Source organism: Dyadobacter bucti, assembly GCF_005869225.1.
Classification (GTDB): domain Bacteria; phylum Bacteroidota; class Bacteroidia; order Cytophagales; family Spirosomataceae; genus Dyadobacter; species Dyadobacter bucti.
Map to the genome: position 1 here is coordinate 1,040,488 of NZ_SWFP01000002.1, position 22,525 is coordinate 1,063,012.

A 22,525-nucleotide genomic window follows, 5' to 3' on the forward strand; every position below is an offset into this window, starting at 1 on the left:
CCAACGAACAGCTGACGAAATAATTTACGGCATCACCAATTGATCCGATTCCCTTCCTTTGGCGTATATATAGCACACGATTGTGGTAATTGTGACAGTGATACTAATGGTTCGTCGCCTGATTGCTTCTTTACTTTTGATTAACTATCTCTGGCTGGCTGGCATAGGATGCATCAGCAGGCCCGAGGAAAATCCTTATGTACTGAAAATCGAAAAAAGTTACGGCGAAAATCATCGGTACGAAGCGTGCAGATATATGCGTATGGATGGTCTCGAATCTTTGATGCAGGAAGTTTTAGCCAGTCATTTTGTCAATTCTCCTGACGAGGGCAGCCATTTGGATATAACCGTTACCACTGCCATCGATTCCCACTTCGCCCCCGACTACCTCCTTTTTGATACCGTTTCGTTATTTAATAGCCGGAATTTCTCTTGTAACCTCAAAGAAATCCCGCTCTCCGAAATCTCTTTCTCGATATTTTCTCCCCCGAAGCAGTCAGTGATTGTTTAAATTCCCGATTTTTCTTTCCGGCATCCGGAAAGATGCCTGACTCTTTTCCCAATCTTTCCTGGACTGGGTTATGATCACATAGAAATCCATCACAGAACATTTGCAACTGCTAAATGACCACAGTTACTTTACTGTCAGCTTGCGTCCCGTGCCAGTCCGATCAATTTCCAAGTCGGGATCGGCTATCTTATTTTTTGAGTTTTAAAGCATTTTTGACAATTATTCACCATGATGAAAATTAAAAAACCCTTCGTAGTCATCAGTTTATTATTGCTCACCACCTTGTGCTACGCACATGAATTCTGGCTGGAACCGCTCCGGTTTATCCTGAAAGAAAATGAAAAGGTGACCGTCAATCTTATGGTTGGGGAAGACTACTCGGGAGAACATTCCAATGGTTTGAAATACAAGATTACAAAACTGGACCATTATGCCGGGACCACCAAGACCGACATCCGTAAAACTGTGTACGGAGATAGTCTGAGCCAGTTCGAAATCGCGTTTGCAAAGGCCGGAAATCATCTCATTGCGTTCAATAACACCAGCAAATTTATAGAATTGGAAAGTGCGATGTTCAATGAATACCTGCGCACAGAAGGGTTGGACAACGTCGCCGGGCTACGCTTGCAAAAAGGTGATACATTAAAAGCAGGAAGGGAATTATACCAGCGCTGCGTTAAAACGCTGGTACAGGTAGGAGGCAAAAATGACCAGACTTTCGCGATCAACACGGGAATGATGCTTGAGATTATTCCTGCTGGCAACCCTTACCTTGCGAAAGAAAATACGCCGGTAACATTCCAAATCCTGTTCCGGCAAAAGCCGGTCAAAAATAGCCTGGTACTGGCATGGCATGTACAAAACGGGAAGGCGACGCACACAAAACTAAGAAGCAATGCATCGGGAGAGGTGACGTTTCCTGTCAGCAGAAACGGCAAATGGATGATCAGCACCGTGCACATGACGCCCCACACAAACAGTACCGAAGCCGAGTGGCAAAGCTACTGGGGCAGCTATACTTTCGGGTTTTATTAATGACCGGTCCAACAGGAAATAAGATGTAAAAATCTCCAGAATATTAGTTTGCAAAAGGTAGAAGTAATATTCACACCCTCTTCCGTTATTCAGGAGAGGGTGTTTTGTTTACAGAGTTTAAGAACGTGTTCACACTCGACAGTAACCGATAATTTCGATATAAAATGTCAGCGGCTAATCGGCGCGCTTATATAATTATTTGTCAGGTCAAAGAAACTTTCGGTCCCGAGACCGTAGAAAATAACCTTCCCCTCTGATGTGCGGATGTAGCCGAATTCCTTAAATGGAAGAACCTTTATCGGCAATTTCAGTGCCTTAAAAGTTTCACCGAACTCAATAATATCTGCAATACGCCTCACGTCGGGATCTTTGGCTAGCGCATTGATATTTCCCAGATTGTTTTCCAGATACTCCTTCACGTACAGATTTCCTTTGTCATATTTTACAACCGTGCCATTGCTGAGGGTATAACCGCCCCGGTGATAAATGGACGTATCCTGAAATACCGGGTACACAGCGGCAATTCTGTCCGGCCGCAAACGGCTATGCCTGGCACACGAAACAAATCCTATGGCGAGGCCTGCCAATAATACTTTGAGGTAGCTGGTCATTTTTCTAAGCCACAAACTTTTTTTTAAAAACGATTCCGGTCACGAAACCTATATCTCACTTTCATCTTGTATGAGACCCGGACCCGTCAACTGCTGGCATAAAGTTATTAGGATGGATTCAGCATATTCAACAAAAAATGGAAAACTACAATCATGTGATCATTCACGCCGCCCGGCTCGGCAACGTCCCGGTACTTCAGGAACTGATCGACTTAAATACAGACGTCAATGCCGTTGATGAAAAAGGTTACACGCCGCTGATCATTGCCTGTTATAACAATCGTTTTGAGGCTGCAAAATTGCTGCTTGAGTCAGGAGCTGATGTTAACGCCAGTGACCTTGGCGGCAATACTGCTTTAATGGGTGCCAGCTTCAAGGGCTACGCAGACATTGCGACGCTTCTCATCGACAACGGCGCCGACCTGAATATACAGCACGGAAATGGGGGAACTGCCCTCATGTTCGCTGCCATGTTCGGACGAAATGAGCTGGTGAGGTTGCTAAAAAATCGGGGTGCCGATCAAGATATTGTCGATGTGAGAGGGCTGTCCGTGACGGATCTGGCGATACAGCAAGGGAATATGGAGGCGGTTGAAATTCTGACGGTCGAACATCAATGAAAAGCAAGCATTATCCTCTTCACTCAGGAAGACAATGCTTGCTTTCAACTTCTTAAAAAAAGCGCTGAAAGGACAAGGAAGGTTAGTCCCTCCCTTGTCCCTGAACGCAGCCCAATCGGGGCGGCAAAACGCTACCTATGCAGGGATTTTCCTGGATTTCTCCCGCTCCCAGAACCTGTGCTGCGCGATGGCCAATACAAATTGCCTGGCGAGTTTTTCCGCGTCATCACTCACAACGATCCCTTCTTTAATCACCGTTTCATCTGAAAAATCAGCAGGGATCTTCTTGGCAAAATAGGTCCCTTCCAGTACCTGCATAGCTGATGCATCTGCTGCAACTGCTTTGCAATGTCTGAAAGCCTCGTTCAGAAAATGGACGGCATCAGCATCAGCCTCAATAGTGGCAACACTATTCGTCCCTCCCGGTACATACACCGCATCGAAAAGCACGGAAGCTGCTGTTAGAAAACTCTGGTCAACCGGAATCTGCACATCACTTTCAGATATAATATAGCTGCGCCTCGGGGCGATAATTTCTACGACCGCACCCTCGGATTCCAGGACATTTTTTACCGCCAGCAATGATTTTTCATCCACGCCGTCTGCCGCCAGAAAAGCGATCTTTCTGGTTGCGATGCTTTCTTTCGGAGTGTTGGCCATACTCAGCGCCGCTGAAGAAGTCAACGAAGATTCGACAATCAGCGAATCATAATCTGCCGGATCGCCGTCCGCAGGTATGCTGTGATTGACAGGCAGTTCCGGGTCTTGGGGCACCGGTATACGAAGTGCGAAAGAAACTTCCGCGGCCAGATTCTTATCGATCATAGAAAGAATACCCAGCATCCTCTCGCGGATCGATACGGCTTTTACTTTTCCAAGCTCAAAGCTCAATGCATCCACAATGTGGTTTTTCTCGGGATCAGACTGGCTGTTGAAAAACAGCCTCGCCTGGCTGAAATGATCAAAGAAACTTTTGCTGCGTGCTCTCACCTTCCTCGCATCCACGCGTTCCGGGTAAGAGGTAAAACCGCCTTCCGACGCTTTGGCCTGGAGTGGATATCCACCACCAAGGGTATTGGGCCCGTAGCTGGACTTCCCTTTGTTGATAGTCTGGCGCATGTGCCCGTCACGCTGGTTGTTGTGCACGGGAACAATAGGCCTGTTGATAGGAATTTCCTGAAAATTAGGCCCGCCCAACCGTGATAACTGCGTATCGGTATAAGAAAAGAGTCGTCCCTGCAAAAGAGGATCATTTGTAAAATCAATACCTGGTACCAGATGCCCGAGGTGGAAGGCCACCTGTTCGGTTTCAGCAAAAAAGTTATCCGGATTGCGGTTTAAAGTCAATTTCCCGATTCTCTGTACGGGAACCAGTTCTTCCGGTATCAGTTTGGTGGGGTCCAAAAGATCAAATTCAAACTTGAACTCATCCTCTTCGGCAACAATCTGCACACCGAGTTCCCATTCCGGGAAATTACCGCTTTCGATCGCATCCCATAAATCCCGGCGGTGAAAATCAGGATCTTTTCCTGAAATTTTTTGCGCTTCATCCCAGGCTACCGCATGTACGCCCAGCAATGGTTTCCAATGGAATTTCACAAAACTGGAGACACCTTCCGCGTTGACAAACCTGAACGTGTGGACACCAAATCCTTCCATCATCCGGTAGCTGCGGGGAAGCGCACGGTCGCTCATCGCCCACATGATCATGTGCGCCGACTCGGGCATCAGGGAAATAAAATCCCAGAACGTATCATGGGCCGATGCCGCCTGCGGCATCTCATTGTCGGGTTCCGGTTTTACGGCATGAACCAGATCAGGGAATTTAATCGCATCCTGAATAAAGAATACGGGCATATTATTTCCCACTAAGTCAAAATTGCCTTCCTGGGTGTAAAACTTGACTGCAAAACCTCTTACATCCCTGGCCAGGTCTGTTGAACCGCGCGAACCCGCCACGGTTGAAAAGCGCACAAAGACAGGTGTTTCTATCGAAGTGTCGTTTAAAAATCCAGCTTTTGTAAGCTCGGCCATCGGCTTGTAAACCTTAAAAACGCCATGTGCTGCCGACCCGCGCGCGTGTACAATCCGCTCAGGAATGCGCTCATGGTCGAAATGCGTGATCTTTTCACGCAGCATAAAGTCTTCCAGCAGCGTTGCGCCGCGCTCCCCTGCCTTTAAAGAATTCTGGTCATCGTTGATGCGCAGCCCTGTATTGGTATTCATAAATTCCCCTGATGCGTCCGCGGTATGCGGGGCAAGGTTCTCCGTTTTATCATTGCCGGGCTGTGCCGGCACATTCGAATCTTTTTTGGTTGCCATAGTAATTGTTAGTTGGTAATTGGGGTCAGGCTTCTTCTGAGGCTTTATAATTCACTTCATTCTCAGCCACCTCGGTAAGCAACTCATCGGCCTGTTTTTCTTCGGCCAGAGTCTGTGCGAGAATCTCCGCAACATCGTCCAGCCCCAGTGTTTTAGCCAGTTGTGTAAGCCCGCCGTAGGTAGCAATCTCGTAATGCTCTACCTTTTGAGATGCGAGGATAATACCCACATCCCTGGTGGCAGTACCTTCGTCGGTACCTTCTATAATGCCCTCACCTTCCTTGGCAAGGCCTTCCATAGCATCGCATTTTTTAGCAATTGCTTTTTCGCCAAGCAGGTCAAAAATCACTTCCAGGCGACTTACGTGTTCTTTTGTCTGAGTCAGATGGTTTTCGATCGCTTCTACCAGTTTCGAAGAACTGGCGGCCTGGCTCATTTTGGGGAGCACCTTAACCAGGTGGTTTTCTGCCCAGTAAATGTCCCGGAGACTGTCCAGGAACAATTCGTTTAATGCAGGTTCAGCTTTGGTCGATGTTTTGGTTTTAAACTTGGGCTCGGAGCCGGATTCAGTATTCATAGTTTGCAGATGGTTAAGTTTATACCCATTACTACAAAAGGCGTTCCCTGAAAAAACCCGTAAAGGATTATATCATGGATAAGGCCTTTTCCATACGCAGCACTTTCATCATTGAAATCACAAAATGCATTTTCAGACAACAAAAAGCAGGGAAACACCACCAAGCCAAAATACACTACCCTGGATTCGGGTATGTGAAAACAGTCCTTATTTTGAGGATGAAAATGGTGCAACATGGACCCCGGTCGGCCAGAACGACGCGATTACCTGGCCGGATTTCCAGGGTCTTTTTAAAAGGAAAAATGTTGCCGAAGCAGAAGGGCATTTAGCCTACCTGGCCGCGCACGGCGTCACCTGCCTGCGGATGATGATGGAGTACTGCCAAACCGAGAACCGCTATCTGGAAAAACCCGTCGGCAAATTTCAGCCGAACATGGTCCAGTTCTGGGACGATCTTTTTTTACTTTGCGAAAAATACCAGATCCGCATCCTGCTTACTCCATTCGACACTTTCTGGATGGCAAGACGCTGGAAATCCCATCCTTATAACCAGCTTTCAGATGGCCCGTGTAAAAGCAAATTTCAATGGCTGACATGCCCGCGTATGCTTGCAGCGATAAAAGACCGGTTTACTTTTTTCTTAGAGCGGTGGGGAACCAGCGGTGTATTGTTTGGCTGGGATCTGTGGAATGAGATCAATCCGCTGCATGCCGGCAAAAGCATTGATAATTTAAAACGGTATATTGAGCAGCTCAGTATACATATCCGGGAAAAGGAAATGCAGTTGTACCAAAGATCCCGCCCGCAAACCGTTTCTGTATTTGCCCCTCTGCTCAGCCAGCAGGATATGAACGCTCTGGTGTTTCAGCATCCGTCGCTCGATTTTGCATCCACGCATTTTTATCATGCAGCGTCCATCGACTATCCGCGGAATGTACATTCAGCAGCAGCCACAACCGGACTGATGGTCAGGCAGGCCTTGCAGCTTCTGCCAGCCGAACGTCCGTTTTTTGATAGTGAGCATGGCCCTATCACTTATTTCCGTAGGAACAGAAAAGGGTTGCCCGAAGACTTTGATGATGCATATTTCCTGCATATGCAATGGGCGCATTTCGCCTCCGGTGCCGCAGGCGGGGGAATGCGCTGGCCATACCGGCATCCGCACGTGCTGACGCACGGCATGCGAAGGGCCCAGTTGAACTTGTCGGCCTTTACAAAACTGATCGATTGGAAGGATTTCAGACGGGTTAATTTAAATGAAGAGATTTTTGTCGGTATGCCTTCCGTTCAGGTTTTCGGGTGTGGGGACAACGAACAGGCAATTGTGTGGATGCTTTCAGTACAAAGCAAAAAAGGAAACAGCAAATTAAACATGCCGCCCGGAGTTACAACCCTGTCCATACCAGGACTTGCTGACGGAGACTATCATGTGGTTTTCTGGGATACCAAAACCGGTATTACCGATACAAAGATCATCACCAAATCCGGTCAACATCTGGAAATCCAATGTATGATGGAATCGAGCAATATGGCGGTAGCTGTCGGCCTTCGGCGGTCAGCCCGTCGAGGCTTGGGCGGATGGGCGTTTAACCGCAATAATAGCTGAAAGCCGACGGCAGATAGCCCCCAACCTACTTCCACAATGTAGAAATTCCCTTTTGTCCCAAAACATAATTCCCTACGGAAGCCATCGCCGCGTCGGGACCGGGTTGTTTGAGATAAGTGGTCAGGTCCCGGTGAATCCTTTCGAGGGGATGCGGCTGCATCAGGGCGCGTAACCCTACCGACCTTTCAGACAACTGCATGCTTTTCAGGCAAAGATCATTCATCACTGTTCTCGTCATATTGATATAGGCCGTCAGCTTCTCATTTTGTTCCGGCGACCAGATCCAGGCGTCGGTCATATCAGCTGCCCGGTTGATCCAGAGATTACCCGTTTCTACCAGACAGGCAATCTCGGCGGTTCTGACCTTTTGAAAGGGATCGTCAGCCCGGTTATTTTCTCTCAAAAACTGGTGTGTTTCTTCCAGGATCGCTTCTGCTGCCCCTAACTGCACTGCCGCAAACCGAACGGCACCTCCGGAAAAATAAGGTTGCCGGTAATAAGCGTCCGGTGGGCCGATCAGATCTTTCTGATCCAGGACAATTCCGGAAAAATTCATTTTATAACTGACAGAAGCCCGCATGCCCAACGGTTTCCATGCGCTGCTGTCCACCAAAACGTCTTTCATTTTTTCCGCCGGGATCACGCAAATTTGCCAGCCACCGCCACCTTTTAAGATCAATTCTCCTGTGATCAAAGGCCATTGGATCCAGCCCGCGCCTGAACAGAAGTTCTTAGAGCCTTCCAGCAGGTACTGCCCGTTACCGGCTTCCTTTATTTTAACACCATCTCCGTCCTGGGTATTCCACACCCCGAATAGCGATTGGTTTTTAAAAACTTCACTGAAATAAAAATCCTTCTGACTTCGGCTTCCAAACAAATCGATCAGCTGCAATGCATTGACATGCCCTTCATAGATCCTGCCCGCGGGCAGACTCGCCGATCCTATCATTTTCAGAATATCCAATAACCTGCGCGTCTGAAGTGGCGCAAACGCAAAAGGGTCTTTTAACAAAGGCATTTGTAAAAAACCGGCATCTTTTAAAAGCTCAAATTCGCGCCGCGGAAATAATCCTTCCAGGTCGCTGAGTGTAGCAAAATTTTTTAACTGGCTTACAAACGGCCGCAAAAAGGGATTGGTCATGGGATTTCTGGTCAACGATATTCACAATCATAATACTATCGTACCCGCCGGACTGAAACATCCCGTAACGGGCTGTGTGGCATGGATTTTACTTGCATGTTCTATAAAATGTTGATGATTGAAATGACAGACTATTGCACAATTGACCAAACAACCGGATTTACATCATTTCCGGAACTTTTCAGAAATCAACCCGTAAACAAGTCCTTAAAGATCTCAGTGATACTGCCGGTCAGAAATGAGGAAGAAAACCTGATCAAAACGCTCGACGCCCTTCGCAGACAGCTCAATGACTCAGGCAAGCCAGTTTCCCATAACGACTATGAAGTGCTGCTGCTGGCCAATAATTGCACAGACGAGTCAGTTGCGGTTTCTTATGAATACCAAAGGCGGTTTCCCGAATTTTGCCTGCACGTAGAAGAAATCACGCTTCCGGCGGAAGTAGCCCACATCGGTACGGTGAGAAGGCTCCTGATGGACGCTGCCTATGAAAGATTTACCAGTATCGGCAAACCGTCAGGGATTATCGCAAGCACAGACAGCGACTCGGAAGTAGATCGTTTCTGGATCTGTCAAACCATCAAAGAGATCAACAGCGGCAATGATGTGGTTGGCGGACGTATTTTCACAAAACCTGCCAAAAGCATTTCCCGGCTGTATTATTTGCGCGACATTACTTATAAGCATCTCGTTTCAAAACTGGAAGACCTCCTCGACCCCGTCACCAACGACCGCTGGCCCAGGCATTTCCAGTGTTTCGGGGCAAGTTTTGCTGTAACATGCCGCATATATGACCGTTCCGGCAGGCTGCCGGTAGTCCCGTTTCTAGAGGATATGGCCTTTCATAAATCGCTGATCCGGATCGATGCAAAAATCCGCCTGAGTCCGTTCGTTCAGGTATTTACCTCGGACCGAATCGTGGGCAGGGTTGATTTCGGACTGTCTGTTCAGCTCAAACAATGGGGAGAAATGAATGCCGGCAGCCACGCCCTGATGGTGGAACCTGTGGGCTCGCTGATCGCAAAGCTGCATGCAAGAAAGCTCCTGCGTGCATTATGGAAGGTTGATTTTGACGCACAGAAAACACTCTCTGAAATTTCGGACACTTTGGGCCTCGACCCGGACTGGACGAACCATCAATGTCAGAACACCCCTTACTTCGGAATGCTGTGGGAAGTCATTGAGGACAAACTTAATGAGCAGGGCTGGTCTTCCGTATGGCCGCAGATCAATATTACAGAAGCAATTCCGGAGCTGAAAAAAGAGATATTCAGGATCAGCAACGGAATTCAAAGTAACTAATATTTTATTTTTTCAGAAAAAGGTCCATTCGGTACTGCGGTTCTGTCTTGTTCTTCAAATGCGCCAGTGGACCGGATGGTTCTATTCCTGATTTCGATATAAAAAATTCATGAACCTGATCACCCGTCAGCGGGAATTCCTCCACAGGTGGTGTCCAGTGTACCAAAAGCAAATGTCCGCCCGGCAGCAGGGCATCGATCATCTTGTCGCGCAGTAACAGCAGGTCTTCCTCGACCATAAAGTAACCCACCTCCGATAACAGGATCAGATCGAACTGCTGCGACGGGAAGTCCCGGGGAACTTCCATTTCCTTTACTGTCACATGTCTATGTTCCGCTAGCCTTTTCTTTGCATTTGCCACCGCTATGCTGCTGGAATCCACCGAAAGCAACTTCTGGCTGCGACTCTGAAGCAGCATGCTGAGCGCACCGTTCGAACAGCCGATTTCAAAAACGTTTGCATACACATCGTCCGGAATGATCAGCATGGTCTGGACGTACTTGTTTTTCTCGTATTCGCTGCTTTCGAAATTCCACGGGTCCCTGTTGTTCCCATACAACTCATTAAAATAAGCAGCGTCAAGGGTCTTTTTATTTTTGTCCATCAGGTAAGGTCATTTATATTTTCGAAAAATATTTCCCTTGTACGGTTAAAATGGGCAATCACTTCCGGCGATAACCTGAAACCCTCCGGGTCATCATCGATCAGGTCCGTGATCTGGGACTGGTGCGCAAGCAACGCATTCTGTTTGGCGGCCAGGGTTGGGGAAATATCAACACATGAAATACGCATTTTCCGGATCAGTTCTACATCCCAGTTATCGCCCATTTCCCAAAACCATATCGGGTACTGCATCAGTAACGGCTTTTTGTCAAGGCGGGATACAGCTTCGGTTACCAGCTGGTAACTTGCCCTGTGGTCGGGATGCGGGTCATTTTGCCAGGGAATGAATATAGTTTCCGGTTCAAAACTTCTGATAATACTGATAAACAAACGAACCGCCGACTCAAAATAAGGACTTTGCTGGCCGGGAACATCTCTGTCAGGCAGCGCTAAAAAAGAAATATGCTCCTCCCTGCCGCCCAGGACTTTCACGGCATCAACTGCCTCTTTCTCACGGAGGGACCGGAGCCGCGCTTTGGGATATTTTTTAGAATTCGGATGGGACATTGTACCATCGCTTACAAAAACAAAGCGAACGTCAAATCCCTGTCGGAGCAGAGCAGCTGTGGTACCGCCACATCCCAATGTTTCGTCATCCGGATGAGGTGCCACGACCATGGTTTTGCCAAAAGACCCGGCCTCCACAGTTTCCATTTTACCGATCTCCTGCTCAAAATCGATCACAAGATTATTGGTCATTCTTCTTCATGGTTTGTGTTGATCTGATAGCTCTTCCGTACGGCATTTTGTGTGTCTGCCTGTCCGGTCATTCCCTGTGCATCATGCAGAGCGCTTACCGAAGGCTGATGCAGAACCCGCATTTGCCCGGGTAACCCTCCAAAACAGTCCCATATCCCGGAATGATGCCAGTTTCCCAGATCGTCCCAGTCCGGCCGGTCAATGACCGGATACAGGCATATTCCCCAAAACGGGACACCCCCATTCAGCAACCTGACTACTTCTTTACCAATATGCTGAATCCAGAGCGGCCTGTCCTCACCCGGATGACTGGTTTCCGAAAGCAATATGGGGCGGTTATAACGTTGGTATGCCCGGTAAAGCAGTTCGGAAAGTGGCTGATGTTTTGCATGCGGTACCGGGTCATTCCATCCCAGTATCTGATGCGGGTTGCGTATCCACTGGTTATCGTAATAATAATTAAAACCCAGCAAGTCCAGATACTCCTCCCTGCCGCCAAGCTCCGGGCATATTCTGCCGCAAAGCATATCGAGCACCTGAAACTGCAGTTCATGATGAAAGGCAGCGTCATTTTCCTCAGATGCAGTAGCGCCATTATCCGCCACCACATTCACCAGCGGTTCGGTAGTCATTATACGCACATCAGGATCGACACTCTTCAGCGCCTTGATGCCAGCAATATATGCTTTCATGTAGGCATACTTCAGATGCCAGCCATTGTTGTGACAAAACGGTGATGTAGCTGCCACATCACCGCCGAGCCAGGAGATGAAGCCCACCTCATTGACAGGCGTCACGATCATTACAGACCCGGGGTTTGCACTTTTATAAAAGATTGCAAAGGCCCTGCAAAATGCCTCAAACCTCTGCGTAAAGTGAGGATGCAGGGGTGTGAGGTCATCAGGAAAACCGAAATGGCACAAATCCCAGATCTGCTGGACGCCATATTTCCTGCCTGTCTCGATAATTGTCCCGGTTGCAGAAAAATCATACTGGTAAGGCCTGGGTTCAGCCCGGCTCCATCGCACACCTTCACGCACAACCCTCATATTCAATTTTGTAATGCGCTCGTAATCCTGTTCCAGCAGGTCCAGATGGGATGTCACGTTCAGAAAATCCACCCGGTCACCATGCGTGTTCAGCTGATCCGTACACTCGAAACCCGCCATCCAAAAGGAGCGGAAAGGATTTTCAATGGTTGTTTTCATCCACCAGCTCATTGGGAAAAACCAAAACTTTGGCGGCCGGTATGCTGGCAGCCAACAGGTCTCTCATCTGCGTAAAAGTATGCTCCCAGGAATTGTGAGACAGTAAATCATCTATATTTTGCAACCATTCCGTGTCAGTGCCCTTTGAAGCATAACCGTCGATGATCGATATAAAGTCCTGTGCATCAATACCGATTCCCACTAAACCTTTTTTTCCATAAAAAGAAACTACATCGCGAATAGCCGTCGAAACTACCCGTTTGCCTCCTGCAAGGTATTCAGGTGTTTTGGTCGGGCTGATGTAAAATGTAGATTCATTAAGCAGAAAAGGTATCAAAGCGACATCCCATCCCGACAAGTACAAGGGCAATTGGTCATAACTTTTGGGCCCCAGATAATGGATATTGTCTTTTTCAGGCAAGCTCGCAGGATCGATTTTCACGACCGGCCCGATTAACATAATCTGCCACTCCGGCCTCTGTTCGGCGATTTCAGCGATCAGACTTGTATCAAAACGTTCATCCAAAACTCCGTAAAAGCCTATTTTAAATCCCTTGATATCCATCTGGTCGGCGGGGACCTCACATACCTCACGCGCTTGCATAAAGTGCTGCTTGTCTATACTGCTTGGAAACGGATGGATATTGTTGTGCTCCATACGTTTGGCCTCATACAATGAATATCCTCCGGTGAATACGATGCTGGACTGATCAAACAGCTGTTGTTCCAGTTCTTTGAGTTCCCTGGGCGCAAATTTGAAAGCCGACAGCTCATCCATACAGTCATAAACGGTATATACAGGCGTAAATCCCTGTGTATATTTCAGCGCCATCGGTGTGTAATACCAGAAAAAATAATCCGGGATGTCCAGCTCCTTCAGGAAACCTTTTAGCAGGCCGTTGACCTCCGTAGCAACTTCCTCCTCGCTCAGGCCCGAAGGCAAATGCGGAACGCATACCGAGAGGCCGTCCATTTTTTTGGTAACCGAAAAACTGGAGTCAATACCAGGATAAAAAACGGGCTCTTCCACATAGTAGACATTTCCGTTTCGCGCAAACCTGCTCATCAAATGCTGCGGGCGCTGATACACAAAATCCCACCTTAAGTGGGAAAAACAAAAAAGGTTACGGGGTAATGGGTTGTTCATGACGAAGTGTTATTTCTGTAAGATAATATAACAACTATGCCAATCGATTGCATAGGCTGCGCGGACGGCGGGAACGGATATTTAGAGTAACCACGTATCCCACGGCTAAGTAGCATGGAGGATTTTCATCAACATCAAACTAAAACATGAAAGCTGCAGTATTTCACAAGCCAGGTGACATCAGTGTGGACAACGTCCCCGACCCACAGATTCTGGACCCGAGGGACATTATTCTCAAAGTAACCTCCACCGCCATCTGCGGCTCGGACCTGCACATCCTCAGCGGGGCCGTTCCCCAGAAGGAAGACCTCATCATGGGTCACGAGTTTATGGGTGTAGTCGAAGAAGTAGGCTCGGCCATTACCAACCTGAAAAGAGGAGATCGCGTGGTAGTGCCTTTTCCGATTTCGTGCGGTAAATGTTTCTTTTGTACGCACAGCGCCTCTCCCGCATGCGAAAATTCGAACTTTAAACACTATGGCCCCAACGGCGACCTGCTCGACCAGAAGGGTGCGGGACTTTTCGGCTACACCGACTTATATGGCGGCTATTCGGGAGGTCAGGCCGAATATGTACGGGTTCCCTATGCCGACGTAAGTCCTAGGGTTGTCCCCGACAACTTAACGGATGAACAGGTGCTTTTTCTGACGGACATCTTCCCCACCGGGTGGTCGGCCATCGACTGGGCTCAGATGAAAGGTGGAGAAGTAGTGGCTGTATTCGGTTCCGGACCGGTGGGCCTGATGGCGCAGAAAGCAGCCTGGATCAACGGAGCAAGCCGGGTTATCGCCATCGACCCGCTGAACTACCGCCTCGACAAAGCCCGGCTCGTCAACAATGTAGATACTCTCAATCCCAACGAAGTGGACGTGGTAGAAGCAATCCGGCAAATGACCGGCGGGCGGGGTGCGGATGTCTGTGTGGATGCTGTAGGGTTTGAACCGGAGCGGAATTTTGCCGATAAGGTCAAGGCGGCGATCAATTTCGAAAAAGGGTCTATGAAAGTCCTGGACATGTGTTTCGAAGCGGTGCGCAGAATGGGTACCGTGTCCATCGTCGGTGTTTATGGCTCTCCTTATGACAACTTCCCGATGCACAGGATCTTTGACAAGGGGATCACCATCAAGCAGGGACAAGCTCCGGTACTCAACTATATAGATCATCTGATCCAGCTCGTGACAGATGAAAAGGTCGTACTCGACGATATCATTACGCACAAGCTTGCCTTGAAAGATGCCGCAGAAGGTTATAAGATATTTGATGAAAAAACGGATGACTGCGTCAAGGTTGTTTTAAAGCCTTAGTATTAAACATGCTTTTGTCAAATCAGGATAATTATGCAAAATCATACAACAGAAAATGCGTCAGCTACCTCCAAATCCGCCTTATGGGCTGTGTTGGGGGTAGCAGCCATAGCCGCGGCCAAAGCCATTTATTCAGAAATAACGAAATACGACCTCCGGGAAAAAGTAGTGCTGATCACGGGCGGCTCGCGGGGCCTGGGGCTGGCAATGACCAGGGAATTAGGCAAAAAAGGCTGCAGGCTTGTGATATGTGCGAGAAATCCCGAGCAATTGGAAAAAGCCCGGGAAGAACTGGCGGCCGACGGTATCGAGGTCATCACCATACAGGCTGACCTCACAGTTCAGAATGAAGCAAAAAATGCCGTAGAGGCCGCCGTCAACCGCTTCGGCCGACTGGACGTGGTGATCAACAACGCAGGCGTGATGATCGTGGGCCCGGAAAATACAATGGATATCGACGATTTTAAAAAGGTGGTTGATGCCAATTTATGGTCGGCGCTTTATATGATCAAGGCGGCGATTCCTCAGTTTAAAAAGCAAGGTGAAGGCAGAATCGTGAACATCTGCTCGATTGGCGGTAAAATCGCCGTCCCGCACATGCTTCCTTACAGCGTCAGCAAATTCGCTATGGTCGGTCTGTCGGAGGGTATTGGCGTGGAATTGAAAAAAGACAATATACATGTCACTACGGTGATTCCCAACCTCATGCGTACAGGCAGCCCCCGCAATGTGTCGGTGAAAGGCGACCACGCTGCGGAATATGCATGGTTTAAATTCTCCGCCTCCGCCCCGCTCCTATCGCAGAATGCGGACAAAGCTGCAAAAGAAATTATCTCAGGCCTCCAGCATCGCAAAAGCCATGTGATCTTGACGTTCACGGCAAAAGTCGCGATAGCGTTGCAGGGAATTATGCCGGGGACAATCAGCAGTGTCATGGAAATAGCCAACCGCTACCTGCCGGACAGTGATAATAAAATGACAAAAACCGGGGCCGAAAGCGAATCGGAACTGTCGCAGGGCATAGTTGCAGAACGGTCCGATGAAGCAGCCATCAAATACAACGAATAAAAAACACAGGCATGGATTTTATAACGAGCCTGCTCAACAAACTAAAAAATTATGGAACAATTAAGAAAATATGCATTGATTACCGGGGCCACAAGCGGCATAGGACTTGAACTGGCCAGATTGTTTGCCAAAGAAGGTTACAGCCTCATCATTTCAGCCAGAAATGAAACGGAACTGCTGAATGTATGCGGAGAGCTGGAAAGTGAAGACGTAACCGTGATTCCCATAGCCAAAGACCTTTTTGACAGGGAGCAGGCATTTGCCTTGTATGCGGAGGTCAAACAGAGGGGAATTGAGGTGGACGTGCTTGTCAATAATGCCGGGCAGGGAGTATATGGTGAGTTTGAAAAGACTGACATTGACCGTGAACTGCGGATCATTGATCTGAACATCTCTTCCCTGGTGATATTGACCAAATGCTTTCTGGTGGACATGACTGCCAGAAACTCCGGTAAAATACTCAACCTGGCATCCATTGCGAGCAAGTCTCCCGGGCCCTGGCAGTCGGTTTATCATGGTACCAAGGCTTTTGTACTCTCATTTACGGAGGCCATCAGGGAAGAGCTAAAGGACACCGAAATTACCATCACGGCATTGATGCCAGGCGTCACCGATACGGACTTTTTCAACAAAGCCGATATGTTGGAAAGCAAGGCAGTACAGGATGAAGATAATATGGCCGATCCCGCCAAAGTCGCCCGCGACGGTTTTGACGCTTTGATGGCCGGCAAAGACAAGGTCGTTTCAGGGATTAAGAACAAACTCCAGATGGCCATCGGCGCCATTATCCCCGACAGCATGGTGGCACATCAGGTTAATGAGCAGCAAAAACCTGCCTGACTCTTATTTTTTTGTATAAAAAGAACGGGATATCACATGCGATATCCCGTTCTTTTTATACAAAATCAAAAAAGGCTTGCTATTTACTTTTCTTTAAATTTACTTTGTCTATCAATTTAGTAGGATTCTGAACTGTTAACCACCAGCAGAACAGATTGCAATAACATATTTTAACCTGTGAAAGCGATGAATTTTAATTCTTCGGGCAAGAAAACTACAACTATGGTGGCCAAATCCAAAGATCTTCCGCATTCAAAATCATGCTGTTGTTGCTGTTAATCTGTTTAGCAAACACAGTATTTTTTCTCAAATAGAACCAGGCTCAGGGCATGGTCATTCATCCTAATTTACTATCATGAAAAGTATCAAAACATTACTGGTAGCCACCGGCCTGGCTTTTTCAATCGGTCACAACAGTTTTTCGCAAACGACAAACCAAAATGAAGTGGTGATAACCGGCGTGCGCTTTGCATACCCGTTGCTCGAAAAGTGGATCGCGGAATATAAGGCGGCCAATCCCCAGGCTCTGATCAGGATCGAAACAAGAACTGTGACCGATCCCCAGAAGTACGACCTGCTCATTGAAGCGTACGAACAGGAAAAGGAAGTGAGGGAAACTCGTGAATACATTTCCATTGCACGTTACGCACTACTGCCTATCGCCAATGCAAAGTCCGCTTTTGCAAAGGAATATGCGGAAAAGGGACTGGTTGAAAAAAATTACAAACAGATTTTCTTCCATGATATCTACGCTGAAAAAGATAAATCCCTGACCACGCCGTATACCATTTACACCCGCTTGCAAAAAGCAGGCGCGCCGGTTACGTTTGCAAAATATTTCGGTTACGAACAAAAAGACATCAAAGGCAAAGCGATCGCAGGCGCAGACGAGCACCTCATCAAGGCACTCTTAAAAGATGAAACAGGTATAACGTACACTATTCCCGGTCTTGCCTTCAACCTTCAGACACGGAAACCGGCCGAAGGCATCGCTGTTATCCCTGTTGACCTCGACGGCAACGGAAGGGTTTCCAGGGAAGAAAAATCACTGGAAGATCTGGATAAACTAATCGCCGGACTTGAAAATGAAAAAGTTAAGAATGTGCCGGTGGAATACATTCACTTGTCCATCGATAAACACAATTCCAATCAGGAAGCAAAGAAATTTTTATTATGGGTAGCTGCCAATTCGGGCAAGGACCTGCACCAGTTTGGCTACCTGAATCCGGATGCAAAGCGCCTGCAGGATGAAACCGAAAAACTCGAACGGTTTGCGGCGACTAAGTAACGGTCAATAACATTGAGAAAATCAACCTGCTGCGTATATAGTCATGCGGCAGGTTGAATGATTTTGGATAGTGGCGATCGGCTGCCGGCTTTTTTTAAATCATTTTATGAAAACAAAATTACATCTTACGCTTTCGCCTCACCAGCTATAAAGGCGAGTAAAACAAACAGCAAGAAAATGCCGCAGAGCGGCTACCGATATAGACAAGACCAATCCTTATACCAATGAAAAAAATAAAGTACCTGCTGTTCGTGGCCACTCTGGTAGCCCAGGCTTCCTTCGCCCAGAAAAAACCAAATGTCATTGTGATCCTCGCCGACGACCTTGGCTACTCGGATCTGGGGTGTTACGGCAGCGAAATCCCGACACCCAACCTGGACAAGCTGGCGCAAAATGGCGTGCGGCTCACCAACTTTTACAATACTGCCCGCTGCTGCCCTACCCGCGCTGCATTGCTGACCGGTGTTTACAGCCATCAGGCAGGCATAGGCCACATGATGGAGGACAAAGGTGCAGACCATCCTGCCTATCGCGGACATTTAAATGAAAAAAGTGTAACCATAGCCGAAGTGATGAAAAGTGCGGGCTATTTTACGGCCATGACCGGCAAATGGCATGTCGGACAGGGCGCAGGCACTGTGCCCTGGAAACGCGGGTTTGACAAATCCCTGAATGCGCCGGCAGGTGGCTTCTATTACGGGGACGGAAAAAACGCGAAGGTTTTTCTGAATGGCGAAGAACTTGCGAATGACTCCGAAAGGCTCCCCAAAAACTGGTACTCAACAGATTTGTGGACAGATTTTGGCCTGCGGTTCATTGATGAGGCACTGACTGAGAAAAAGCCATTTATGCTATATCTGGCCCACAACGCACCCCATTTTCCATTGCAGGCGCCCGAAGAGGATATTGCGAAGTTCAGGGGAAAGTACCTCAATGGCTGGGAAAAGCTGCGGCAGGAACGCTACGCAAAGCAGATCAGTCTGGGACTCATCGACCCCTCATGGAAACTTCCTCCCGCCAATCCGAAAATCCCGAAATGGGACAGTCTGAGCGAGGCTGAAAAGAAGCGGTACGATGATATGATGGCGATTTACGCAGCTGTGATCTCCCGCCTCGACAGAAGCATAGGCGATCTCGTGGAAGGTCTTAAAAAACGAGGCGTATTTGATGACACGGTTATTCTTTTTGTATCGGACAACGGAGGAAACGCCGAGCCCGGCATGGAAGGAAGATATGAAGGCGATCAGCCCGGGAATGCGCAGTCGACCGTTTTTCTGGGTCAGGGCTGGGCGGAAGCTGCCTGCTCGCCTTTCTGGGCATACAAGCATCACACGCATGAGGGCGGCATTTCGTCCCCGGGCATTATCTCATGGCCCAACGGGATTCCGGCATCCCGAAACGGCAAATTTGAAAAACAGCCCGCACATATCATCGATATCATGGCAACGCTTGTTGACCTGGGCGGAGCCAAATATCCCGCAACTTTCGAAGGACAGACGATCCAGCCGCTCGAAGGTACCAGCCTCAAACCGGCGTTCGCAGGGAAATCCATCAATCGCAAAAACCCTATATTCTGGGAGCATGAAGGCAACCGCGCAATACGCGACGGCAAATGGAAACTGGTAGCCGAAAAAACTGAAAAATGGCAGTTGTATGATGTAGAAAAAGACCGCACGGAATTGAACGACTTGTTTGACGAGCAGCCTGAAATCGCTAAAAAAATGGTTGCCAAATATGAAGAATGGTACAAGCGTGTAGGCGCAGAAGAATTTGACAAAACCTTTAAATGGTTTTACGATTATGACAAAGCGAAACAGGAAGCGCGAACAGGTAACTAAATCAACTCAAAATGAAGCTGAACACCACTAAAATCAGCCATTATTTATTGCTAACCCTAATCGGGGTCATACTGGTCCCAAGTGTTTTTGCTCAAAAAAATACGCCCAATATTATCCTGATTATGGCTGATGATATGGGAAAAGAGTGTATTGGGGCTTACGGCGGAACTTACAATACACCGCACATTGACAAGCTTGCGCAGGACGGGCTGAAATTCAACTACGGTTTTTCGCAGCCGCTTTGCACCCCTTCCCGGGTGCAGATCATGACGGGTAAATACAATTACAAGAACTATTCAGAGTTTGGTTTTCTCAATCAGGACCAGAAAACATTCGCTCATGTGGCAAAAGAGGCTGGTTATACGACAGCAATTGCCGGAAAATGGCAGCTGGGCGCGAACCAGAAATTGCCAAAACATTTTGGTTTTGACCAATATTGCCTGTGGCAACTGAGCAAACCAAGGCGGGACGGCGAACGCTACGCGAGGCCTCTAATCGATAAAGACGGCGAAATACTCCAAACGACCGACGAGGATTACGGCCCTGACATTTTTGTGAACTATGTGCTTGATTTTATTGAGAAAAATAAAGACAGGAAGTTTCTCGCCTACTATCCTATGGCTTTGGTGCACGATCCCTTTTTACCTACGCCCGACAGCAAAAACTGGAACACCAATGTAGCGGCCCGCCACAAAAAGGACACGCTCAACTTTCGGGATATGGTCTCTTACAGCGATAAAAATGTAGGTAAGATCATCCAAAAGCTGAAAGACCTGAACTTATACGAAAATACGATCATCATTTTCACCGGCGACAACGGAACCGGCAGGGCCATTGTGACGCCTTTGAAAGACGGGAGCAAACTACCTGGCGGAAAAGGACTTACCCTGGATCGCGGACATCATGTGCCACTGATCGTGAATTGGGGCAGTGGTAAATACAACAGACATGAAACGGATAACCTGGTTGATTTCACGGACATCCTGCCAACCATTGCAGAGGCAGTCCGGGCGAACGTACCGGCCGCATGGAGCGTAGACGGGATCAGTATTTTACCGCAGATCAAAGGGCAATCCGGACCTACGCGCGATTTTATATTTTCACATTATACGCCCATTCATAGTGAGGGTGCGAACAAAAATTCGGCCCGCTTTTTCCGCGACCGACGTTACAAGCTTTATTCTGACGGACGGTTTTTTGATTTGCAAAAAGACATCGAAGAGCTACATCATATTCCGGCGGGCAAGGCTGGTGCCGAGGGTGAAAGGGTGAGGAAAGTTTTTGAAAAAGAACTGGCCAAGTTGCCTTCCTGGAAATTCGGAGATCCGGGCGTTAAGAAAGTTATTTTGCCTGGGCTGGAACCGGATCCGGCATTTGCGGATAAAGCCGATTGATCAGAAACAGGCGCTATGGCTGGCTCCGGCGGAGCTTCCCGATGATACCGACAACGATTTGACACGAAAACAGAACAGAAAAAGGTAACCGGGATGCGGTGACTTTTACAGATTTTACAAATAAACATGAAAATCAAATACACGATTACGCTTGGGCTGGCATTGATACCAGCCTTGTTTTCAAAAACTTTCGCTCAGACCAAACCGAAATACAACGTCCTCTTCGTCGCCGTTGACGATATGAACGACTGGATCGGACCATTTGGCGGTTATAAGGGAATTAAAACACCTAACATTGATAAGCTGGCCAGAAAAGGTGTTGTTTTTAAAAAAGCATATTGCGCTGCGCCAGCCTGTAACCCCTCCCGCGCAAGTCTGCTGACTGGCATTCGGCCGTCCACCTCCGGCGTTTACCATAACAACCAGCCCTGGCGACCCGTTTTGCCGGATGCCGTGACCTTGCCGCAGTATTTTACTGCCAATGGTTATGAGGTAAAAGGTGCGGGAAAGATCTTCCATAATTCCTTTAATGATGCTGCATCATGGCCGGTTTACTTTGATGTACCCCCATCGCCCGAGCCGCCCAAAGCGCCCGTCAACGGGTTCGCGCATTTTGACTGGAGTCCGGTCGACGTGAAAGACGAGGACATGGGCGACTATAAAGTAGTGAACCAGGGTATCGATTATTTTGGCAAAAAACACGATAGGCCGTTTTTCCTGGCCATCGGCCTTACACGGCCGCATTTGCCGTGGTATGTGCCCCAGAAATACTATGACCAGTACCCGCTATCGTCCATTCAATTACCCTAAGTCATTGCAAACGACCTTGCCGACGTACCGCCGGCCGGGGTGAAAATTGCCAAGCCGCAGGGTGACCACAAGTTCATCACCGAGCACAAACAATGGGAAAAAGCAGTGCAGGGTTACCTGGCCAGTATCACTTTTGCCGACACGCAGATCGGCCGCCTGCTCGACGCACTGGAAAAAAGTGAATATGCAAAAAACACCATCATCGTTTTCTTCGGCGATCATGGCTGGCACCTTGGCGAGAAGGAACACTGGCGCAAATTTGCCCTTTGGGAAGAAGCTTCCCGCGTACCTTTTATCGTGTATGCACCGGGCCTGTCGAAAGAAAATTCGGTTTCCGAACGCACCGTAAATCTCCTGGATATTTACCCCACTCTGGCCGAGTTGTGTAATTTACCTGCAAAAAAAGAGCTGGAAGGGAACAGTATTGTGCCACTTCTTAAAAATCCTGCTGCTGAAAAACGCAAACTGGCAAAGTCATTGCCTCCGGTCAATAAAAAAGATGCGCCCACAGTAAAAGAAGGCAAGGAATAAACGATAAATA

Annotated in this window: 19 protein-coding genes and 1 pseudogene; 12 read left to right on the top strand and 8 right to left on the bottom strand. The window is 48.1% G+C overall.

Annotated features, from left to right (window positions below; genetic code table 11):
* The first annotated feature begins 91 nt into the window (after positions 1 to 91).
* Positions 92 to 511: a hypothetical protein gene (locus FBF61_RS09220; RefSeq protein WP_166444476.1), complete on the top strand. Its 420-nt coding sequence runs from the start codon at positions 92 to 94 to the stop codon at positions 509 to 511.
* A 228-nt stretch (positions 512 to 739) separates the two neighbouring features.
* Entirely contained in the window at positions 740 to 1,546 is an 807-nt protein-coding gene (locus tag FBF61_RS09225) for a DUF4198 domain-containing protein (protein WP_138476904.1), read from the top strand.
* 167 nt (positions 1,547 to 1,713) lie between these two features.
* Here the strand turns inward: FBF61_RS09225 and FBF61_RS09230 are convergent, their stop codons facing one another.
* Entirely contained in the window at positions 1,714 to 2,157 is a 444-nt protein-coding gene (locus FBF61_RS09230) for a hypothetical protein (protein ID WP_138476905.1), read from the bottom strand.
* 137 nt (positions 2,158 to 2,294) lie between these two features.
* Between FBF61_RS09230 and FBF61_RS09235 the strand changes: the two genes are divergently transcribed.
* Positions 2,295 to 2,777: an ankyrin repeat domain-containing protein gene (locus tag FBF61_RS09235; protein WP_138476906.1), complete on the top strand. Its 483-nt coding sequence runs from the start codon at positions 2,295 to 2,297 to the stop codon at positions 2,775 to 2,777.
* Between the two features lie 135 nt (positions 2,778 to 2,912).
* On the opposite strand, the gene FBF61_RS09240 is transcribed toward FBF61_RS09235, so the two are convergent.
* The gene (locus FBF61_RS09240; protein ID WP_138476907.1) at positions 2,913 to 5,099 is read right to left on the bottom strand and encodes a catalase; all 2,187 of its coding nucleotides are present in this window, start codon (positions 5,097 to 5,099) and stop codon (positions 2,913 to 2,915) included.
* Positions 5,100 to 5,124: 25 nt separating this feature from the next.
* On the bottom strand, positions 5,125 to 5,676 hold the full coding sequence (locus tag FBF61_RS09245) for a YciE/YciF ferroxidase family protein (RefSeq protein WP_138476908.1): 552 nt from the start codon (positions 5,674 to 5,676) through the stop codon (positions 5,125 to 5,127).
* Between the two features lie 124 nt (positions 5,677 to 5,800).
* On the opposite strand from FBF61_RS09245, the gene FBF61_RS09250 reads away from it, so the two are divergent.
* Positions 5,801 to 7,282 carry a glycoside hydrolase 5 family protein gene (locus FBF61_RS09250; protein WP_138476909.1) on the top strand — a complete coding sequence of 494 codons (1,482 nt, stop codon included), beginning with the start codon at positions 5,801 to 5,803 and terminating at the stop codon, positions 7,280 to 7,282.
* Positions 7,283 to 7,307: 25 nt separating this feature from the next.
* Here the strand turns inward: FBF61_RS09250 and FBF61_RS09255 are convergent, their stop codons facing one another.
* Positions 7,308 to 8,423 (bottom strand): acyl-CoA dehydrogenase family protein, encoded by a 1,116-nt coding sequence (locus FBF61_RS09255; protein ID WP_138476910.1) that lies wholly within the window; start codon positions 8,421 to 8,423, stop codon positions 7,308 to 7,310.
* A gap of 123 nt (positions 8,424 to 8,546) precedes the next feature.
* Between FBF61_RS09255 and FBF61_RS09260 the strand changes: the two genes are divergently transcribed.
* On the top strand, positions 8,547 to 9,725 hold the full coding sequence (locus FBF61_RS09260; RefSeq protein WP_166444477.1) for a glycosyltransferase family 2 protein: 1,179 nt from the start codon (positions 8,547 to 8,549) through the stop codon (positions 9,723 to 9,725).
* A 4-nt stretch (positions 9,726 to 9,729) separates the two neighbouring features.
* On the opposite strand, the gene FBF61_RS09265 is transcribed toward FBF61_RS09260, so the two are convergent.
* The 4 genes from FBF61_RS09265 to FBF61_RS09280 are packed head-to-tail and all read right to left on the bottom strand — an operon-like array spanning position 9,730 to position 13,442.
* Entirely contained in the window at positions 9,730 to 10,329 is a 600-nt protein-coding gene (locus tag FBF61_RS09265) for an SAM-dependent methyltransferase (protein ID WP_138476912.1), read from the bottom strand.
* Positions 10,329 to 11,087, bottom strand: coding sequence for a PIG-L deacetylase family protein (locus FBF61_RS09270; RefSeq protein ID WP_138476913.1), 759 nt, complete (start codon positions 11,085 to 11,087; stop codon positions 10,329 to 10,331). Before FBF61_RS09270 ends, FBF61_RS09265 begins: the two co-directional genes overlap by 1 nt.
* On the bottom strand, positions 11,084 to 12,295 hold the full coding sequence (locus FBF61_RS09275; protein ID WP_138476914.1) for an amine oxidase: 1,212 nt from the start codon (positions 12,293 to 12,295) through the stop codon (positions 11,084 to 11,086). Before FBF61_RS09275 ends, FBF61_RS09270 begins: the two co-directional genes overlap by 4 nt.
* Entirely contained in the window at positions 12,279 to 13,442 is a 1,164-nt protein-coding gene (locus FBF61_RS09280) for a glycosyltransferase family 1 protein (RefSeq protein ID WP_138476915.1), read from the bottom strand. The genes FBF61_RS09275 and FBF61_RS09280 overlap by 17 nt, the downstream gene beginning before the upstream one ends.
* Before the next feature lie 146 nt (positions 13,443 to 13,588).
* Here FBF61_RS09280 and FBF61_RS09285 point away from each other — a divergent pair, with 146 nt between their 5' ends.
* The 7 genes and pseudogenes from FBF61_RS09285 to FBF61_RS35040 all read left to right on the top strand — a co-directional run bounded on the left by FBF61_RS09285 (position 13,589) and on the right by FBF61_RS35040 (position 22,515).
* Positions 13,589 to 14,746 (top strand): zinc-dependent alcohol dehydrogenase, encoded by a 1,158-nt coding sequence (locus FBF61_RS09285; RefSeq protein WP_138476916.1) that lies wholly within the window; start codon positions 13,589 to 13,591, stop codon positions 14,744 to 14,746.
* Between the two features lie 33 nt (positions 14,747 to 14,779).
* Positions 14,780 to 15,814, top strand: a complete 1,035-nt coding sequence (locus tag FBF61_RS09290; protein WP_138476917.1) for an SDR family NAD(P)-dependent oxidoreductase — start codon at positions 14,780 to 14,782, stop codon at positions 15,812 to 15,814.
* Positions 15,815 to 15,865: 51 nt separating this feature from the next.
* Entirely contained in the window at positions 15,866 to 16,654 is a 789-nt protein-coding gene (locus FBF61_RS09295) for an SDR family NAD(P)-dependent oxidoreductase (RefSeq protein WP_138476918.1), read from the top strand.
* A gap of 355 nt (positions 16,655 to 17,009) precedes the next feature.
* Entirely contained in the window at positions 17,010 to 17,942 is a 933-nt protein-coding gene (locus tag FBF61_RS09300; RefSeq protein ID WP_138476919.1) for a type 2 periplasmic-binding domain-containing protein, read from the top strand.
* 224 nt (positions 17,943 to 18,166) lie between these two features.
* The gene (locus FBF61_RS09305; RefSeq protein ID WP_138476920.1) at positions 18,167 to 19,780 is read left to right on the top strand and encodes an arylsulfatase; all 1,614 of its coding nucleotides are present in this window, start codon (positions 18,167 to 18,169) and stop codon (positions 19,778 to 19,780) included.
* An 11-nt stretch (positions 19,781 to 19,791) separates the two neighbouring features.
* Positions 19,792 to 21,174, top strand: coding sequence for a sulfatase family protein (locus FBF61_RS09310; protein ID WP_138476921.1), 1,383 nt, complete (start codon positions 19,792 to 19,794; stop codon positions 21,172 to 21,174).
* A 126-nt stretch (positions 21,175 to 21,300) separates the two neighbouring features.
* Positions 21,301 to 22,515 (top strand): annotated as a pseudogene (locus tag FBF61_RS35040) (sulfatase).
* The last annotated feature ends 10 nt before the right edge of the window (positions 22,516 to 22,525 follow it).

Bases quoted from the DNA above. Each gene is read 5' to 3' on its own strand.
- FBF61_RS09235 (WP_138476906.1), top strand. From the start codon at position 2,295: ATGGAAAACTACAATCATGTGATCATTCACGCCGCCCGGCTCGGCAAC.
- FBF61_RS09240 (WP_138476907.1), bottom strand. From the start codon at position 5,099: ATGGCAACCAAAAAAGATTCGAATGTGCCGGCACAGCCCGGCAATGAT.
- FBF61_RS09265 (WP_138476912.1), bottom strand. From the start codon at position 10,329: ATGGACAAAAATAAAAAGACCCTTGACGCTGCTTATTTTAATGAGTTG.
- FBF61_RS09225 (WP_138476904.1), top strand. From the start codon at position 740: ATGATGAAAATTAAAAAACCCTTCGTAGTCATCAGTTTATTATTGCTC.
- FBF61_RS09295 (WP_138476918.1), top strand. From the start codon at position 15,866: ATGGAACAATTAAGAAAATATGCATTGATTACCGGGGCCACAAGCGGC.
- FBF61_RS09250 (WP_138476909.1), top strand. From the start codon at position 5,801: ATGCATTTTCAGACAACAAAAAGCAGGGAAACACCACCAAGCCAAAAT.
- FBF61_RS09260 (WP_166444477.1), top strand. From the start codon at position 8,547: ATGACAGACTATTGCACAATTGACCAAACAACCGGATTTACATCATTT.
- FBF61_RS09285 (WP_138476916.1), top strand. From the start codon at position 13,589: ATGAAAGCTGCAGTATTTCACAAGCCAGGTGACATCAGTGTGGACAAC.
- FBF61_RS09280 (WP_138476915.1), bottom strand. From the start codon at position 13,442: ATGAACAACCCATTACCCCGTAACCTTTTTTGTTTTTCCCACTTAAGG.
- FBF61_RS09270 (WP_138476913.1), bottom strand. From the start codon at position 11,087: ATGACCAATAATCTTGTGATCGATTTTGAGCAGGAGATCGGTAAAATG.
- FBF61_RS09305 (WP_138476920.1), top strand. From the start codon at position 18,167: ATGAAAAAAATAAAGTACCTGCTGTTCGTGGCCACTCTGGTAGCCCAG.
- FBF61_RS09310 (WP_138476921.1), top strand. From the start codon at position 19,792: ATGAAGCTGAACACCACTAAAATCAGCCATTATTTATTGCTAACCCTA.
- FBF61_RS09230 (WP_138476905.1), bottom strand. From the start codon at position 2,157: ATGACCAGCTACCTCAAAGTATTATTGGCAGGCCTCGCCATAGGATTT.
- FBF61_RS09290 (WP_138476917.1), top strand. From the start codon at position 14,780: ATGCAAAATCATACAACAGAAAATGCGTCAGCTACCTCCAAATCCGCC.
- FBF61_RS09275 (WP_138476914.1), bottom strand. From the start codon at position 12,295: ATGAAAACAACCATTGAAAATCCTTTCCGCTCCTTTTGGATGGCGGGT.
- FBF61_RS09245 (WP_138476908.1), bottom strand. From the start codon at position 5,676: ATGAATACTGAATCCGGCTCCGAGCCCAAGTTTAAAACCAAAACATCG.
- FBF61_RS09300 (WP_138476919.1), top strand. From the start codon at position 17,010: ATGAAAAGTATCAAAACATTACTGGTAGCCACCGGCCTGGCTTTTTCA.
- FBF61_RS09255 (WP_138476910.1), bottom strand. From the start codon at position 8,423: ATGACCAATCCCTTTTTGCGGCCGTTTGTAAGCCAGTTAAAAAATTTT.